General features: G+C 64.3%; 17 protein-coding genes. 5 read left to right on the top strand and 12 right to left on the bottom strand.

The window, feature by feature from the left end; genetic code table 11:
* Positions 1–49 precede the first annotated feature (49 nt).
* On the bottom strand, positions 50–673 hold the full coding sequence (locus P9273_RS30865) for a tetratricopeptide repeat protein (protein WP_278052303.1): 624 nt from the start codon (positions 671–673) through the stop codon (positions 50–52).
* A gap of 144 nt (positions 674–817) precedes the next feature.
* Positions 818–943, bottom strand: coding sequence for a type B 50S ribosomal protein L36 (gene ykgO, locus P9273_RS30870; RefSeq protein WP_040974291.1), 126 nt, complete (start codon positions 941–943; stop codon positions 818–820).
* A 244-nt stretch (positions 944–1,187) separates the two neighbouring features.
* Between ykgO and P9273_RS30875 the strand changes: the two genes are divergently transcribed.
* Positions 1,188–1,610 carry a lysozyme inhibitor LprI family protein gene (locus P9273_RS30875; protein WP_278052313.1) on the top strand — a complete coding sequence of 141 codons (423 nt, stop codon included), beginning with the start codon at positions 1,188–1,190 and terminating at the stop codon, positions 1,608–1,610.
* 7 nt (positions 1,611–1,617) lie between these two features.
* Here P9273_RS30875 and P9273_RS30880 read toward each other — a convergent pair whose 3' ends face one another.
* The 8 genes from P9273_RS30880 to P9273_RS30915 all read right to left on the bottom strand — a co-directional run bounded on the left by P9273_RS30880 (position 1,618) and on the right by P9273_RS30915 (position 8,111).
* A complete protein-coding gene (locus P9273_RS30880; protein ID WP_278052314.1) occupies positions 1,618–2,694 on the bottom strand; it encodes a 5-(carboxyamino)imidazole ribonucleotide synthase in 1,077 nt (358 codons plus the stop codon).
* On the bottom strand, positions 2,691–3,188 hold the full coding sequence (gene purE, locus P9273_RS30885; RefSeq protein ID WP_278052316.1) for a 5-(carboxyamino)imidazole ribonucleotide mutase: 498 nt from the start codon (positions 3,186–3,188) through the stop codon (positions 2,691–2,693). Before purE ends, P9273_RS30880 begins: the two co-directional genes overlap by 4 nt.
* 76 nt (positions 3,189–3,264) lie before the next feature.
* A complete protein-coding gene (locus tag P9273_RS30890) occupies positions 3,265–4,470 on the bottom strand; it encodes an aminotransferase class V-fold PLP-dependent enzyme (RefSeq protein WP_278052318.1) in 1,206 nt (401 codons plus the stop codon).
* Between the two features lie 19 nt (positions 4,471–4,489).
* Positions 4,490–4,951 carry a RidA family protein gene (locus P9273_RS30895; RefSeq protein WP_278052320.1) on the bottom strand — a complete coding sequence of 154 codons (462 nt, stop codon included), beginning with the start codon at positions 4,949–4,951 and terminating at the stop codon, positions 4,490–4,492.
* A gap of 36 nt (positions 4,952–4,987) precedes the next feature.
* On the bottom strand, positions 4,988–5,797 hold the full coding sequence (locus P9273_RS30900; protein WP_278052321.1) for an amino acid ABC transporter ATP-binding protein: 810 nt from the start codon (positions 5,795–5,797) through the stop codon (positions 4,988–4,990).
* A 4-nt stretch (positions 5,798–5,801) separates the two neighbouring features.
* Positions 5,802–6,452, bottom strand: a complete 651-nt coding sequence (locus P9273_RS30905) for an amino acid ABC transporter permease (RefSeq protein WP_278052322.1) — start codon at positions 6,450–6,452, stop codon at positions 5,802–5,804.
* Between the two features lies 1 nt (position 6,453).
* Complete coding sequence (locus P9273_RS30910) at positions 6,454–7,119, bottom strand: amino acid ABC transporter permease (RefSeq protein WP_040998844.1); 666 nt, start codon at positions 7,117–7,119, stop codon at positions 6,454–6,456.
* A gap of 119 nt (positions 7,120–7,238) precedes the next feature.
* A complete protein-coding gene (locus P9273_RS30915) occupies positions 7,239–8,111 on the bottom strand; it encodes a transporter substrate-binding domain-containing protein (protein ID WP_040998842.1) in 873 nt (290 codons plus the stop codon).
* A 122-nt stretch (positions 8,112–8,233) separates the two neighbouring features.
* On the opposite strand from P9273_RS30915, the gene P9273_RS30920 reads away from it, so the two are divergent.
* Complete coding sequence (locus tag P9273_RS30920) at positions 8,234–9,034, top strand: IclR family transcriptional regulator (RefSeq protein ID WP_278052325.1); 801 nt, start codon at positions 8,234–8,236, stop codon at positions 9,032–9,034.
* A gap of 122 nt (positions 9,035–9,156) precedes the next feature.
* Here the strand turns inward: P9273_RS30920 and P9273_RS30925 are convergent, their stop codons facing one another.
* Entirely contained in the window at positions 9,157–9,360 is a 204-nt protein-coding gene (locus P9273_RS30925) for a YdcH family protein (RefSeq protein ID WP_040985243.1), read from the bottom strand.
* 237 nt (positions 9,361–9,597) lie between these two features.
* Between P9273_RS30925 and P9273_RS30930 the strand changes: the two genes are divergently transcribed.
* From P9273_RS30930 to P9273_RS30940, 3 genes are all read left to right on the top strand, one after another.
* Entirely contained in the window at positions 9,598–9,777 is a 180-nt protein-coding gene (locus tag P9273_RS30930; protein WP_040998838.1) for a YdcH family protein, read from the top strand.
* 253 nt (positions 9,778–10,030) lie between these two features.
* Complete coding sequence (gene ispG / locus P9273_RS30935; protein ID WP_278052330.1) at positions 10,031–11,281, top strand: flavodoxin-dependent (E)-4-hydroxy-3-methylbut-2-enyl-diphosphate synthase; 1,251 nt, start codon at positions 10,031–10,033, stop codon at positions 11,279–11,281.
* A gap of 4 nt (positions 11,282–11,285) precedes the next feature.
* Positions 11,286–12,146, top strand: a complete 861-nt coding sequence (locus P9273_RS30940; protein WP_278052332.1) for a lytic transglycosylase domain-containing protein — start codon at positions 11,286–11,288, stop codon at positions 12,144–12,146.
* 100 nt (positions 12,147–12,246) lie between these two features.
* On the opposite strand, the gene P9273_RS30945 is transcribed toward P9273_RS30940, so the two are convergent.
* Positions 12,247–14,577 (bottom strand): response regulator, encoded by a 2,331-nt coding sequence (locus P9273_RS30945; protein WP_278052334.1) that lies wholly within the window; start codon positions 14,575–14,577, stop codon positions 12,247–12,249.
* Positions 14,578–14,767: the final 190 nt, after the last annotated feature.

Raw genomic sequence — 14,767 nt, forward strand, 5'->3', positions numbered from 1 at the left:
GTGCCACTTTCCCTATTGCCTTACTGCCCTACTCCCTTATTGCCCTACTTTAAATCCCCTCACCCGCCAGCTCTTCCGAAAGCGTCGAGACCTGGTTCTGGGCGCTGCGCATCATCGGGTAGATCGCCAGCACTTTTTGCCAGGCTTCCAGCGCCGACTGCTTGTGGCCGGTCTCGGCCATGATCTGGGCGAGGCCCGAAAGCGCGCCGAAATGGCGCGGCTCGAGCTGCAAGGTGCGGTCGATGTCGGCCATCGACTTCCCGTAATTCTTCATCAGGAAATGCACGGTGGCACGGCGGTTCCAGCCTTCGGCATAGTCGGGCTGCAAGGTCACGACCTGGTCGAGGAAGTCGAGGGCGACGTCGAATTTCTGGTCTTCCGTCGCCTTTTGCGCCCATTGCATCATCAGGTCGATCGAGGCGCTGCCCGACTGGTTCCACTCGTTCCAGATGCGTCCGGCGATGCGCTCGGCGGCCTTTTCGTTGCGCTCGCGCTTCAACTCGCTGAAGAGTTGGTCGAGGCGGCCCTGCTTGGTCGGGGCGGCCGGTGGCGGCGTGGCGGCTGGCGGCGGAGCGGCATCCGGAGGGAGCGCGCCTGGCACCTCTTCAGCCCCTGCGGGCAAAGCCGTGCCGGAAAGCAAAAAGGCCGTGAAAAACGCAAAAAGAATCCGCATCGCCGGAATCTAGTCCCCGACGGCGGATCGTCAAAGTGATTTTAGCGTGAGAGCGCCGGCGAACCGGCATTCGACATCAGCGCGGCCTGGTCTCTTCGCATGCCGCTTCCTTTCGGGCGACATGCATCAAGCCGCGCGCAAGGCTCAGCCCTGGCGCGCCTTGTAGCGCGGAGCGGTCTTGTTGATGATGTAGATGCGTCCCTTGCGGCGAACCAGCCGGTTGTCGCGGTGACGCGCCTTGAGCGCCTTGAGCGAATTCTTGATCTTCATGGTCTTGCCTGTTCGGTCAGGGCCCGTCCCGGGCCGAATTTTAAAGGCGCGCCCGGAAAAAGCGCGCCCTTGAACTTGGCGTGGCTCATAAACGAGGAGCGTTGTCCGTGTCAACCACGTGACGATGCCCGAATGCCACAAGTGGCGCGGCATATCAAAATATCTGCCATCCGCGCGGCGCGGCATTGCGCGACTCAAGGGTCGCTGGAATGGTGCGATCCGTGCGAAACGACCGGGGATTGCAATGCGCCGCCTGCTTTTGCCTGTCTGTCTGGTCTTGCTTGCGACAGTCCCGGCCGCTGGGGCGCAGGACTGCGACCGCAACGACGACAGCCAGTCGATGCTGAACATCTGCGCCGATGCCGACTATCAGGCGGCCGATGCCAAGCTCAATGCCGCCTACAAGAACATCGTCGGCAGCAACGATCAGGCCTCGAACAAGCTGCTGCAGACGGCGCAACGCGCCTGGATCGCTTTTCGCGATGCCGAATGCGCCTATTCGACCGCCGACAGCGAGGGCGGCTCCATCCATCCGATGGAGGTTTCGCAGTGCCTGACGAAGCTCACCAACGAGCGCATCAAGCAACTCACCTCCGACGCCAATTGCAAGCTCAGCGATCCGAGCTGCGCCGGCTCGGACGCGGCCGACGACCAGAACATGCAGTAAGGGACGCTTATCGGGGCCTGATGAGGCGCGTGAAATGGCCCATCTTGCGGCCGGGGCGCGACTCGGCCTTGCCGTAAAGGTGCAGCATCAGCTCGGGCTCGTTGAGCAGCGCCGGCACCTTCAGCATGTCGTCGCCGATCAGGTTTTCCATCACGCAATCGGCATGGCGGGCAGGCGAGCCCAACGGCAGGCCGGCGACGGCGCGGATATGCTGCTCGAATTGCGAGACGACGCAGGCTGCTTCCGTCCAGTGGCCGGAATTGTGCACGCGCGGCGCCAGCTCGTTGGCCAGAAGCGAGCCGTCGGCAAGCACGAAAAACTCGACGCCGATGACGCCGACATAATCGAGCGCGGAGAGGATTTTCGCGGCCGCATCCTTTGCCGCCGAAGCGGTTTGCGGCCCGATGCCGGCCGGCAAGGTCGATGTCCGCAGAATGCCTTCGCGGTGAACGTTTTCGGCCGGATCGTAAGCCGCGACCGAGCCGTCCAGCCCACGCGCGGCAATCACCGAGATCTCGCGCTCGAAAGCGACCAGCGATTCCAGAATCAGCGGCACATTGCCCATCGCCTCGCAGACCCCGGCAAAACCGCCGGTCGGCATATTCCGGAAGACACGCTGGCCCTTGCCGTCATAGCCCATGCGGCGGGTTTTCAGCACGCCGGTGCCGTCGAATTTCTTCAGCGCCTCGGTCAACTGGTCGTCATTGTCGACCGGCTGGAACTCCGCCGTCGGGATGCCGATGCCGTTGAGGAAGCTTTTCTCGGTGAGGCGATCCTGCGCGACTTCGAGCGCGCCGGCCGGCGGATAGACCGGGACCGTTGCCGTCAGCGTTTCGGCCGCCGCGACCGGGACATTCTCGAATTCATAGGTGACGACGGCGCTGGCGGCGGCCAGGTCGGCGAGCGCCGCCGGATCATCATAGGCGGCGACGATCTGGTGGTTCGCGACCTGCGCGGCCGGGCAGTCGGGCTGGGGCTCCAACACGACGATGCGGTAACCGAGGCGGGCGGCGGCCATCGCCAGCATGCGGCCAAGCTGGCCCCCGCCGATGATGCCGATGGTCGATCCGGGCGCCAGGCTCACGGCGCGTCCGTCGGCTCGGCGGCAACCTTGGCGGTCTGCGCCGCGCGCCAGGCGTCGAGCCGGGCAGCGAGCTTGTCATCGTTGAGCGCCAGGACCGCGGCGGCGAGAAGCGCTGCATTGGCAGCACCCGCCTTGCCGATGGCCAGCGTGCCGACCGGAATGCCGGCCGGCATCTGCACGATGGAAAGCAGCGAATCCTGGCCCGACAGCGCCTTGGACTCGACCGGAACGCCGAACACGGGCAGCGGCGTCATCGCCGCCGTCATGCCGGGCAGATGCGCCGCTCCGCCAGCGCCGGCGATGATCACCTTGTAGCCGGCGGCCTTGGCGCCCTTGGCGAACTCATAGAGACGGTCGGGCGTGCGGTGCGCCGAGATGATCAGCCTCTTGTGCGGGACGCCCAGCGCCTCCAGCGTTTCCGCGGCCTGGCGCATCGTCGCCCAATCGGACTGGCTGCCCATGATGATGGCGACGTCGGCACGCTGATCGGTCAAGGTTCCACTCCCCGGCGGCAAAGGCGCGCCTTAGCGGAATTCGGCGGTAGCCGCAAGGATTGTCGATGCGTCCGTGCTAGTCCGGCCAGCGCAGCGCGCCTGAGGAATCCTTGCGGGCCGCTTTCATCGCGTCGGCCGGCCGGTCCTTCGCAGTGAGCACGGCGCGCAACCGCTCGGCGACGATCTCGGCCTCGCCCGGATGGAGGTTGCAGGGGTCGAGGAAGAAGTGGCCGCGCTCGACCTCGTGATTGCGCACGATGACAGGCGGCGCGCCGGCGGCGAGGGCGGAAGCGAGCCCGGCGGCCGTGAAGCGGCTTTCCGGGCGTACGAAGACCTGCAGGCGGTCGAGAGGATTGTTCGTCGGGTCGGGGATGATCTCAGCACCGATGCCGGGAATGCCCTGGAGCGCGTCCTTCCACAGATTGAGCGCTGCCTCCTCGCGGCGGCGGATGCCGGCATGGTCGCGTTTCTCCCAGGCGTCGAGCGCCGCCATTGTGCCGGCGATGCTTTCCTTGCCGACCTTCATGGCGCGCGCCACGCCGCGGTTCTGCAGATAGGCGGCGCGGACCAGGTCCTTGCGGCCGGTGACGATGCCGCTGGTCGGGCCGCTCAGAAATTTGTGGCCGCTATAGACGACGATGTCGGCGCCGCGCGCGAGGAACCCGCGCAGGTCATACTCCGAGGCCGCGTCGACGATCACCGGAATATTTTTGGCGTGACAAATTTCGCAGAACTCCTCAAGCGAGAGCATGCCGTATTGCACGGTGTGGTGGGCGACGACATAGAGGGCGGCCGCCGTGCGCTCATTGATCGCCTCGCGCACATGATAATCCTGGGTGACGCTGACGGTGCCAGCCGGAATGACTTTGGCACCGGCGAGGCGGATCGACTGGTCGATCGGCGCTCCATAGTTGACGATATGGCCGAGCTGGATGACGACTTCCGATTTCAGCCCTTCCGTGTCGTCCGGCAGCCGCTCGATGGCCAGAAGATTGGTACCGGTCATCGCGCCGGCGATCGCCATGGTGATGCCCGAGGCGCAGCAGGCGGTGATGAAGCCGGCCTCGCCGCCGGTGAGGCGCGCGACCACCGCGCTCGCGGCTCGCTGCAGATCGTCCATCTCCACCCATTGCGAGGCCATCTCGGCCATGGCGCTGATCGCTTCGGGAACGATGATCGAGGCGCCCAGCGCCGTCATCGTGCCCGAGACATTGATGATAGGCCTCAAGCCCAGCCGCTCGCGGATGGTGGTGTTGGAGCCTGCGTCGGAATAGGTTTTCATGTGAGTGGACTCCGTTAAGTCAGGCGGCGATCTCGACGACCGCTTCGATTTCGACGGTGATGTTGCGCGGCAGCGAGCCGACGCCGATCGCCGAGCGGGCATGGCCGCCGATCTTGTCAAAGACATCGGCAAAGAGGTCAGAGCAGCCATTGACCACTTTGGGGTGGTCGCTGAAGGTCGGCGTCGCGTTGACGAAGCCGAGGAGCTTCACCACGCGCACGATGCGGCCGAGATCGCCTGCCGCGGCATGCATGACGGCGAGCAGGTTGAGGCCGGTGAGGCGGGCATGCTCATAGGCCTGCTCGACGGTGACGTCATCGCCCACCTTGCCGGTGCAAAGCGTGCCGTCGGCGCGCAATGGCCCCTGGCCGGAGAGGAAGATCAGCCGGCCGCTCTCGGCATGGGTTACGAAATTGGCGATAGGCGTGGGCGGCTCGGGCAGCGTCAGGCCGAGTTCGGTGAGCCGTATGTAAGGCGACATGGAAAGGGTACTCCCTGGATGGCCAGCCATCCGCTTTCAGAACTGCGAGGCGCGGAAACGCGCCAGAAATGTGCGGAGGCGCTCGTTGGTGGTCTCCGCAGCCAGGATCTCCTTCGGCGGCCCGACCGCCGAGACGCCGCCATCGGCCATGAAGACGATGCGGCTGGAGGCGTCGCGGGCGAAGGCCATCTCATGCGTTACCATCACCATCGTCATGCCGTCCTCGGCGAGGCTCTTCACCACGGCCAGCACCTCGCCGACGAGCTCCGGATCGAGCGCCGACGTGATCTCGTCGAGCAGCAGGATCTTCGGTTCCATGGCGACGGCGCGGGCAATGCCGACGCGCTGCTGCTGGCCGCCGGACAGTTCGGCGGGCAGGCTGTCGGCCTTGTGGGCGAGGCCGACGCGGCCCAGCCAATGCTCGGCGATCGAGCGCGCTTCCGAACGGCTCTTGCCACGCACTTTGGTCAGCCCGAGCATGATGTTGCCGGCCGCCGTCAGATGCGGAAACAGGTTGAAGCTCTGGAACACCATGCCCGTCTCCGCGCGCATGGCGGCCAAATCGCGTTCGCTGCGCCGCTGGCGCGTGCCGGAGTTGCGAGCAGGACCGGGGCGGAAGCCGACCTCCTTGCCGTCGATGCGGATGGAGCCGCTGTCATAGCTTTCCAAGAAGTTGACGCAGCGCAGCAGCGTGGTCTTGCCGCTGCCGGAAGGGCCGATGATGGTGACCACCTCGCCCTTGGCCACTTGCAAGCTGACCGAACGCAGCACGGCGACAGATCCGAAGGATTTCGAGACCTCGGCGATGTCGAGAAGCGCTGGGCTGTTGTTGGAGCTGGTGGCCATGGCGTTAGTCCCGGATGAAGGCGAAGCGCCGCTCCAGCCTGCGGCTGGCATAGGAGAGCGCATAATTGACGGCGAAATAGATCAGGGCGCCGAGGATATAGAGCGGCATTGCCTCATAGGTGCGGCCGATGACCTGATTGATCGCCTGCATCAGGTCGGTGATGCCGAGCAGCGACACCAGCGCACTGCCCTTCACGGCATCGGTAACGCCGTTGATCCAGGGCGGCAGGAAGCGGCGGAAGGCCTGCGGGAAGATCACCGAGGTGAGGCGTTGGCGGAAGGTGAGGCCGATCGCCATCGCCGCTTCCGACTGGCCTTTTGGAATCGACGCGACGGCGCCGCGGACATATTCGACGACTTGTGCCGTCTTGAACAAGGTCAGCGCCAGCACCGCGGCCCAGAAGGACTGAAGATGCACGCCGACCGCGGGCAGGCCGTAATAGACGAAGAACATCAGCACCAGGATCGGGATGCCGCGGATGGTGTCCGAGAAGATGCGAACCACCCAGCGCAGCGGCGCCGGCCCGTAGACCAGGCCGACGCCCAGCAGGACTCCGGCTATCAAAGACAGGACCACGACCAGCAGCGAGACCCATAGGGTCACGGCGAAGCCTTCGGCAAGGAACGGCAGGGCATAAAGGATCTGGCTCAGCATCTCAGCGCGCCGTCCTGAACCGGCGCTCGACCAGCCTGAGCGCAAACAGCAAGGTATAGCCGGTCACCAGATACATCGCTGTCGTCACCAGATAGACCTCGACGATGCGGAAGGTGTTGAAGTTGATCCACTGGGCCCCGTAAGTGAGCTCGGGTACCGAAATCACCGAGGCGATCGAGGTGTCCTTGAACAGCGAGATAAAGGTGTTGGACAGTGCCGGCAGGGTGATACGCAGCATCGTCGGCAGGCGTACATGGATCAGGCGCTGCCATGGAGTAAGGCCGATCGCCTTGCCGGCGTCGAGCTGGCCGCGCGGCACGGCTTCCAGGCCCGAGCGGAACACCTCGACCAGATAGGCGCCGCTATAGACCGATAGCGTCAGGACAAAAGAGGTGGGCGCACTGTAGGCCAAGTCTATGACCGTGGGCACGCCGTAGAAAACGAGGTAGACCAGCAGGATCAACGGTACGTTGCGGATGAATTCGACGTAAGCCGCGATGATGGCGCGCACGACGCGCCCGGCCGAGACATACCAGACGGCCAGCACCAGGCCGATGACGATACCGATGGCGATCGAGATGACGGCAAGCTCGAGGCTGAGCAAGAGCCCGCCCCACAGCTTGTCGAAATGCCGCCAGATCAGGTTGAAATTGAGCGTGTAGCCCATGCATCCGTCTCAATGGCTCGTGGCGACGAAGACAGGTTTCGTCACCCCACGGCCGAGTCGAGGAGAAACAGGCGGAAGCGCGGTAAACGCCCTTCCGCCGGCTTTGTCATTCCGCCCGGTCAGATGACCGGGAAGCCCGGATGGCGCGGCGGCGGCTCCTGGCCGAAATATTCCTTGAAGGCGGCGTCATAGAGCGCCGTCTCGTGGCCGAACATGGCGATGGTGAAGGTCTGGTTGACATAGGTCAGCCAGTCGAGGTCGCCTTGCCTGACGGCGGCGCCGTAAAGCATCGAATACCAGCTCTTGCCAGCGTCGAAATACTTGTCGGGATTGCGCGAGGCGAGCCAGCGTACCGTCGACAGATCGACAGCGGCGGCGTCGACCCGCTTGGATTCCAACGCCTGCAGGACGTTGGCCTGGGTGTCGATCTGCATCACCTGCGCCTGCGGCAGGGCGAAATGCACCGAGCTTTCGGCGTCGACATTCTGCAGGATCGAGATGCGCGTGTTGGCGCCATTCGCCAAGAGTTTGTCGAAGGTCTTGTTTTCGGAGCCGGGCAGCGTCAGCAGCGCTACACCTTCGACATAGTAGGGTCGCGAAAAATGGATCAGCTGCGAGCGCTGCGCGGTCATGGTCATGAACTGGATGGTGATGTCGACCTTGTTGGTCGTCACGTTCGGGATCCGCTGCGCCGGGTCCTGGGTGACGAATTCGACCTTGGTCGGGTCGTCGAAAAGGCCCTTGGCGAGGATGCGGCCCATGGTGATGTCCATGCCGACCAATTCCCCGGCGTCGTTCTCGAAATGCCACGGCGCGTTGGTGCTGCCGGTGCCGACGATCAGCTTGCCGCGATCGAGCGCGGTGCGCAGCACGCTGTCGGACGCGGCTTGCGCGGCGGCCTTCTCGGCGCTGACGGCGGTGAGCGCGCCGGCGGTGGCCAGCCCCGCCATTCCCAGTTTCAGAAAATCACGTCTGCCGGATGTGTCGTTCACGGCGACCTCCTTTGATGATGTGTTCCCCAATGCAACAGAAATACGCACCGCAATCAGCGATTGTCTCTTACAAGAGACGTGTGTATCCTGTACAAGACAGATACTAGCACCAGGAATCGACAATGCAAGAGAGTGAAGCGCTGACCGGGTGGCCGAGCGAGGGCGCGGGCGAAGAGCGGCCGGCGGGCTCGCGCGAGAAGGGTCTCAACAGGGTCCTGAACATGCTGGAGTTCCTGCACGCCAACCAGCGCGCGATCGCCATCGGCGAACTGGCAAAGGGGCTGAACGCGCCGCGCTCGACCACCTACACGCTGGTGCGCGAGCTGGTCGAAGCCGGGCTCTTGGAAATGGCCGGAGACGGCAATCGCGTCTATTTCGGCAAGAAGCTCTATCTCTATGGGATGGCCTATATGCGCGGCAACGACCTGCTCAGGCGGGGCCGCCAGGAGGTCGACGCGCTGTCGCGCGAGACCGGTGAGACGTCCGAGCTCTGCATGCTGCAGACCGGCCGATACACCATCATCCATTCAAGCCCGGGCACCAGGCCGTTCCGCATCAGCTCGGCCACCGGCCTGCAGATCCCGCTGCCATGGACAGCGTCCGGCCGGTTGCTGCTGGCCGGTCTTGATCGCAGCCGGATCGAAGCGATGGTCACGGAAGACGATCTCGTGCTGCCGGACGGCCGCAAGGTCGAGCTCGATGACTTCATCGACGACATAGCGCGGGCGCGCGTCACCGGCTATTGCGTCACGTCAGGCCTGGTCGACGCCTATACCAAATGCCTGGCGGCGCCCGTGTTCTCGGCGCCTGGCAAGGTCGAGGCGACGATGTGCCTGGTGGTCCCGATCGACACATCGGAGGCGCGGACCGGCGAATTGGTCGCGCTGCTGCGTGAACGCGCCGCCCGGCTTTCTATCTCTTAGAGCGTTTCACCGTTTCACGGAAACGGCTAACCGCTCTATCTCCTTGTTTTTACGCAATTCCGAACGGAAACCGCTCACACTTTTCCTGGAATTGCTAGGCGGAGAGCGGGGAAGCTGCCCGCTCAGGCGATGATGTCGGGAATGATGCGGTCTTCCAGCGCCGACAGCCGGTCCTTCAGCATCAGCTTCTTTTTCTTCATGCGCTGGATCTGAAGCGGGTCACAGCCTGTGGCGATCATCGCGTTGATGGCGGCGTCGAAATCGGCGTGTTCCTGTTTGAGCCGGGAATATTCGAGGCGTATTTCAGCCTGTTCCTGTTCGGACATTATCTACCGTCTGCGTATGCATCGCCCAAGCGGGCTGTCTGGGCGGGGCCGGTGTGTCTGTTTGTAGCCGGCGCGCAGCCCTTATCACATTTCACTTTGTCGTGGAATGCTACCACGTGGCATTCGACATCGAGATCGGTTGGTGGCAAACTGTCATGGTGCCGTCACAGTCGCAACCTGCGGTGGACGTGCCTGTGACGGCTGCAATCGAGGAAACCATGAAAGGGAGAACCAATCATGTCTCTTGCATCCCATCTTGATGAGCTGCAGCGAAAGCACGGCGATATCGAGCGCGAACTTATCGACGCGATGAACCATCCTTCGGTAGACGACCTCGAGATCGCCACTCTCAAGCGGCGCAAGTTGGCAATCAAGGACGAGATTGAAAAGCTGAAGGCGAAACCGACCGCACACTGAAACTCCTCTAGGCACCATAACCGCTCCCGCCGCGGTGCAGCCTCCCCGGTGGCAAGAAATGCCACCGGCTTGGTGATTTGTACTGAATCTCCTCACCGTTTTGGGCGCGTATCTCGTGACCCGATGCTCCTTCGAGCCGCATGGCGGCCGATCGGGAGCAGCGGATTTGCTGGCCTTGCCCGGCGCTTGCCATTGACAAGCCATCTTTGCTCCGCCACCTCATGCCCGGAACTTTCAGATGAAGGCGGCCGGCATGACCGGATATTTTTCCTCTCCCTTCCCGCGGCGAATGTCGGTCGGTGTGTCGGTCGGCGGCGTGATCGTCGGCGGCGGCGCCCCGGTCGTCGTGCAGTCGATGACCAACACCGACACGGCCGATGTCGACCAGACCGTCGCCCAGGTCGCGGCGCTGCACCGCGCCGGCTCGGAAATCGTGCGCATCACCGTCGACCGCGACGAGAGCGCGGCCGCGGTTCCGCGCATCCATGAGCGGCTGCTACGGCTCGGCATCGACGTGCCGCTGGTCGGCGACTTCCACTATATCGGCCACAAGCTCCTCGCCGACCATCCGGCCTGCGCCGAGGTGCTGGCCAAATACCGCATCAATCCCGGCAATGTCGGCTTCAAGGAAAAGAAGGACCGCCAGTTCGCGGCGATCGTCGAAACGGCGATCAAACACGACAAGCCGGTGCGCATCGGCGTCAATTGGGGCTCGCTCGACCAGGAGCTTTTGACCCGGCTGATGGACGACAACCAGGCGAAGGGCTCACCGCTCACCGCGCAGGAGGTCACGCGCGAGGCGATCGTCCAGTCGGCGATCCTGTCGGCCGAGATGGCGGAAGAGATCGGGCTTGGCCGCGACAAGATCATCCTGTCGGCCAAGGTCAGCGGTGTGCAGGACCTGATCGCCGTCTACACCGAGCTCGCCACCCGCTCCGACCACGCGCTGCATCTCGGTCTCACCGAAGCCGGCATGGGCACCAAGGGCATCGTGGCCTCTTCGGCGGCGATGGGCATCCTGCTGCAGCAGGGCATCGGCGACACGATCCGCATCTCGCTGACGCCGGAGCCGAATGGCGACCGCACCCGCGAGGTGCAGGTGTCGCAGGAACTGCTGCAGACCATGGGCTTCCGGCAGTTCGTGCCGATCGTCGCGGCCTGCCCCGGCTGCGGCCGCACCACGTCCACTGTCTTCCAGGAGCTCGCCCAGAGCATCCAGGCCGACATCCGCAAGAACATGCCGGTGTGGCGCGAGAAATATCCCGGCGTCGAGAACCTCAAGGTCGCGGTGATGGGCTGCATCGTCAACGGCCCCGGCGAATCCAAGCATGCCGATATCGGCATATCGCTGCCCGGCACCGGCGAGACGCCGACGGCGCCGGTCTTCATCGACGGCAAGAAGGCGGCGACGCTGCGCGGCCCCTCGATCGCGCAGGATTTCGAGAAGATGGTCGCCGACTATATCGAGCAGCGCTACGGGCACGGCAAAGCAGCGGCCGAGTAGGCCGATGCAGCGCTTCCTCGCGGTGATCCTGGCCTTGCTTTGCACCTTGAGCTGGGTGGCGGCGGCATCCGCCGACCCGCCGCAGTCGAAATCGGCTGCCAAACGGCTGATCAACCGTGTCTGCGATCTGATCGAAACCCAGGCCCAACAGAATGGCCTGCCCAAGGATTTCTTCGCCAGGCTGATCTGGAAGGAAAGCCGCTTCGACCCGAATGCGGTGAGCCCGGTCGGCGCCGAAGGCATCGCGCAATTCATGCCCGGCACCGCCAAGATGCGCGGACTTGCCAATTCCTTCGATATCGAGCAGGCGATCCCCGCCTCGGCGAAATATCTCGCCGAGATGAAGGCAGGCTACGGCAATCTCGGCCTCGCGGCGGCGGCCTATAATGCCGGCGAGAACCGTGTATCGCGCTGGCTCGCCTCCGGCGGCTTTCTGCCGATGGAGACGGAAAGCTATGTCTTCGACATCATGGGCGAGCCCGTCGACAAGTTTTCCGACAAATCCTATGCCGGCACCGTCCAGCCGCTCGATCCGAAGATGAGCTTCGCGGTCGCCTGCCGCCGGCTGCCCGTGATCATGTCACGGACCGTCGCCATGGCATCGATCAACGTCAAGCCGTGGGGCGTGCAGGTGGCCGGCAATTTCCGCCGCTCGGCGGCGATCGGCCAATGGCTAAGGGTCAAAAGCCGGTTCCCGGCGCTGCTCGCCAGCCATGACCCGGTGGTGAGCCGGGTGCGCACGCCGATCGGCCGGCGTGGCATCTATGCGGTCAGGATCGGCGCCGACTCGCGGGCCGAGGCCAACGGCATCTGCAACAAGCTGCAAAGCGTCGGCGGAGCGTGTGTGGTGATGCGCAACCGATAGCTCGCGTCGCGAGGATATTGGAGGCGCTGGCAGCGCAACCGGGCGCGAAGGAACTCTGCGTTTGATCGTTGGCCAGTAAGTATTATGCGATGGAGGCAATTTACGCCGTCTTCGCCGCCACCGTCTCGCTGAGCCAGGTGCCGATCTTGGCGCCGAGGCGGTCGGGCGAGACCGGCTTGGGCAGATAGTCGTCCATGCCGGCTTCGATGCATTTTTCGCGGTCGCCCTTCAGCGCATGCGCGGTGACGCCGATGATCGGCGTGTGATCGCCGCTCCGTTCTTCGATGGCGCGGATGGCGCGGGTCGCCTCATAGCCGTTCATCTCCGGCATGGAGACGTCCATCAGCACCAGGCGGGGGCGCAGCGAGCGATACATCTCGACCGCCGTTCGGCCATTGCCGGCGATGCGGTAGCTAAGGCCGAAGCCGTTGAGGATCTGGCCGAAGACCAGCTGGTTCACCTCATTGTCCTCGGCGATCAGGATGTCGATCGGACCGCTCGGCGCGGCGGTCGATTCCGGCGCCGCCGGCACGGGCACCGCCGGGCCGCGGATGACGGTGAAGGCCGGCGGCGCCTGCGCCGCGGCCGGCTCGCGCACGAAATGCGCCTTGGCGCCCTGGGTGCGCGCCTTCTGGATGGCGGAGATCACGGTGCCCAGCAGCACCGCCGAACGCGCCGGCTTGGTGAGATGCGCGACGATGCCGAAATCGATGACCATCCTGCCGAAATCGACCTGGTCGACCGAGGTGAGCAGCACGACGGGGATGGAGGAAAGCCGGCTGTCGGCGGCGATGGCTTTCGCGACATCCGCGCCGTTCATCCCGGGCATCTGATAGTCGAGGATGATGCAGTCGACTGAGGCGCCGAGCTGGCAGGCGCGGTCGAGGAAGGCGAGGCCGACGGCACCGCTTTCGGCCGCCGCGCAGTCGAAGCTCCAGCTTCTGAGCTGCTCCAGCAGGATCTCGCGGTTGACCGGGTTGTCGTCGATGACCAGCACCCGGGCGCCGGTGACGTCGACCGGCACGAGCTCGTCGCGCGACTGCTGGCTGTGCGCCGGCAGCGGCACGGCGAACCAGAACACGGAGCCGCGGCCGATCTCGCTTTCGACGCCGATCTTGCCGCCCATCAGGTCGACGAGACGGGCGGATATGGCGAGGCCAAGCCCGGTGCCTTCGTGGCGGCGGGTCGAGGAGCCGTCGACCTGGGCGAATTTCTCGAACACGCTTTGTAGTTTTTCGGCCGGGATGCCGATGCCGGTGTCCTCGACGCGGACCTTGAGCTGGACCACGCCGTCGACGACATCGCCGCCGACATCGACCAGGACATGACCCTTTTCGGTGAATTTCACGGCGTTGCCGAGCAGGTTGGTGACGATCTGGCGGAAGCGCCCGGCATCGCCGACGACGAAGGCCGGCAGGCGCGGGTCGACGCGCACGATGAGCTCGAGGTTCTTTTCGGCGACGCGCGCCGATACCAGCGTCGCCACGTCCTCGACCGCTTCGGCGAGGCGGAAGGGAGCGAGATCGAGCGTCAGCTGGCCGGCATTGATCTTCGAGAAATCGAGGATGTCGTTGATGATGGTGAGCAGCGCGTTGCCGGATTTGACGATGACGTCGGTAAAGGTCTTCTGGCGCGGCGTCAGATCCGTCTTGGCAAGCAGCTCGGCCATGCCGAGCACGCCGTTCATCGGCGTGCGGATCTCATGGCTCATATTGGCGAGGAATTCCGACTTGGCGCGGTCGGCGGCCTCGGCCTTGAACAAGGACGCAGCGGTCTCGGCGAAGGCGCGGCGGATAGCGTTCTCCATCGGCCGGAAAATCAGAACCGCCGCGATGGCGAGCACGGCGAACAAAAGGCCGCTCGCCCACAGCAGCAGCCGGTCGCTGGAGGCATCGGCGAGGCGACGCTCCTCATCCAGCGCGGTGCGTACCTTCACCAGCATAGGCTGGGCGAAAAGGTCGTTCTGGTTGCGGATTTCGCGGTAGCTCCACTCGTCGACTTTCTGGGCGACCGCCATCAGGTTGAAGTTGCGCACCATGTCGCGCGCCGACCAGAACAGGTCGCCGTTGACCGAAGACGTATCGAGCGCGTTCAGGGTGCCCTTCGACAGGCGCGGCCTGATCGTGGCAAGCTGGGCGTTCAGGATGCCTATCTCGGCCATCAGGCGTTCGGAATGGCCGCGCGCGGCGGCGGTCAACGCATCGCGCGTCTCGCTGCGCCAGGCGGTGCCGGTCGTCTCGGCGAAATTGGTGGCGTTGCGCAGGTCGCGGGCGAAGATGACGAAATTGCCGCTGAGGGCATCGACCTCGTGACGGTACGAATTCACACGGTTGAGCGCGAACATGATGGCGGCCGAGGCCAGCGCGAAGACAAGCAGTCCCGAAATGTAGCGGATCCGGATCGACCGGAGAAAGGAAGAATATTCCGGCATGCGCAACCCCAACACATACGCACAATTTTAATGGCCGGGATTACGCTTGATTTACATTAAGATTTCGTTGGTGTGGCAGGGCGGCGGACCCTTGCAGCTTCTCGATACAAAGGCGACGGATCGCTTCCGCGACAGGCTAGTCAGGCGTATTGCGAATCCGGGCAGTGCTTTGCAGCCGGCCGGCGGATCG

The organism is Mesorhizobium sp. WSM4935, from assembly GCF_029625735.1.
Taxonomy (GTDB): Bacteria; Pseudomonadota; Alphaproteobacteria; order Rhizobiales; family Rhizobiaceae; genus Mesorhizobium.

What these genes read in the sequence shown, in the direction of transcription:
- P9273_RS30865 (WP_278052303.1), bottom strand. Translation starts at nt 673, where the DNA reads ATGCGGATTCTTTTTGCGTTTTTCACGGCCTTTTTGCTTTCCGGCACG.
- P9273_RS30905 (WP_278052322.1), bottom strand. Translation starts at nt 6,452, where the DNA reads ATGCTGAGCCAGATCCTTTATGCCCTGCCGTTCCTTGCCGAAGGCTTC.
- P9273_RS30945 (WP_278052334.1), bottom strand. Translation starts at nt 14,577, where the DNA reads ATGCCGGAATATTCTTCCTTTCTCCGGTCGATCCGGATCCGCTACATT.
- P9273_RS30900 (WP_278052321.1), bottom strand. Translation starts at nt 5,797, where the DNA reads ATGGCCACCAGCTCCAACAACAGCCCAGCGCTTCTCGACATCGCCGAG.
- P9273_RS30920 (WP_278052325.1), top strand. Translation starts at nt 8,234, where the DNA reads ATGCAAGAGAGTGAAGCGCTGACCGGGTGGCCGAGCGAGGGCGCGGGC.
- P9273_RS30940 (WP_278052332.1), top strand. Translation starts at nt 11,286, where the DNA reads ATGCAGCGCTTCCTCGCGGTGATCCTGGCCTTGCTTTGCACCTTGAGC.
- P9273_RS30895 (WP_278052320.1), bottom strand. Translation starts at nt 4,951, where the DNA reads ATGTCGCCTTACATACGGCTCACCGAACTCGGCCTGACGCTGCCCGAG.
- ispG (WP_278052330.1), top strand. Translation starts at nt 10,031, where the DNA reads ATGACCGGATATTTTTCCTCTCCCTTCCCGCGGCGAATGTCGGTCGGT.
- ykgO (WP_040974291.1), bottom strand. Translation starts at nt 943, where the DNA reads ATGAAGATCAAGAATTCGCTCAAGGCGCTCAAGGCGCGTCACCGCGAC.
- P9273_RS30910 (WP_040998844.1), bottom strand. Translation starts at nt 7,119, where the DNA reads ATGGGCTACACGCTCAATTTCAACCTGATCTGGCGGCATTTCGACAAG.
- P9273_RS30875 (WP_278052313.1), top strand. Translation starts at nt 1,188, where the DNA reads ATGCGCCGCCTGCTTTTGCCTGTCTGTCTGGTCTTGCTTGCGACAGTC.
- P9273_RS30925 (WP_040985243.1), bottom strand. Translation starts at nt 9,360, where the DNA reads ATGTCCGAACAGGAACAGGCTGAAATACGCCTCGAATATTCCCGGCTC.
- P9273_RS30890 (WP_278052318.1), bottom strand. Translation starts at nt 4,470, where the DNA reads ATGAAAACCTATTCCGACGCAGGCTCCAACACCACCATCCGCGAGCGG.
- P9273_RS30930 (WP_040998838.1), top strand. Translation starts at nt 9,598, where the DNA reads ATGTCTCTTGCATCCCATCTTGATGAGCTGCAGCGAAAGCACGGCGAT.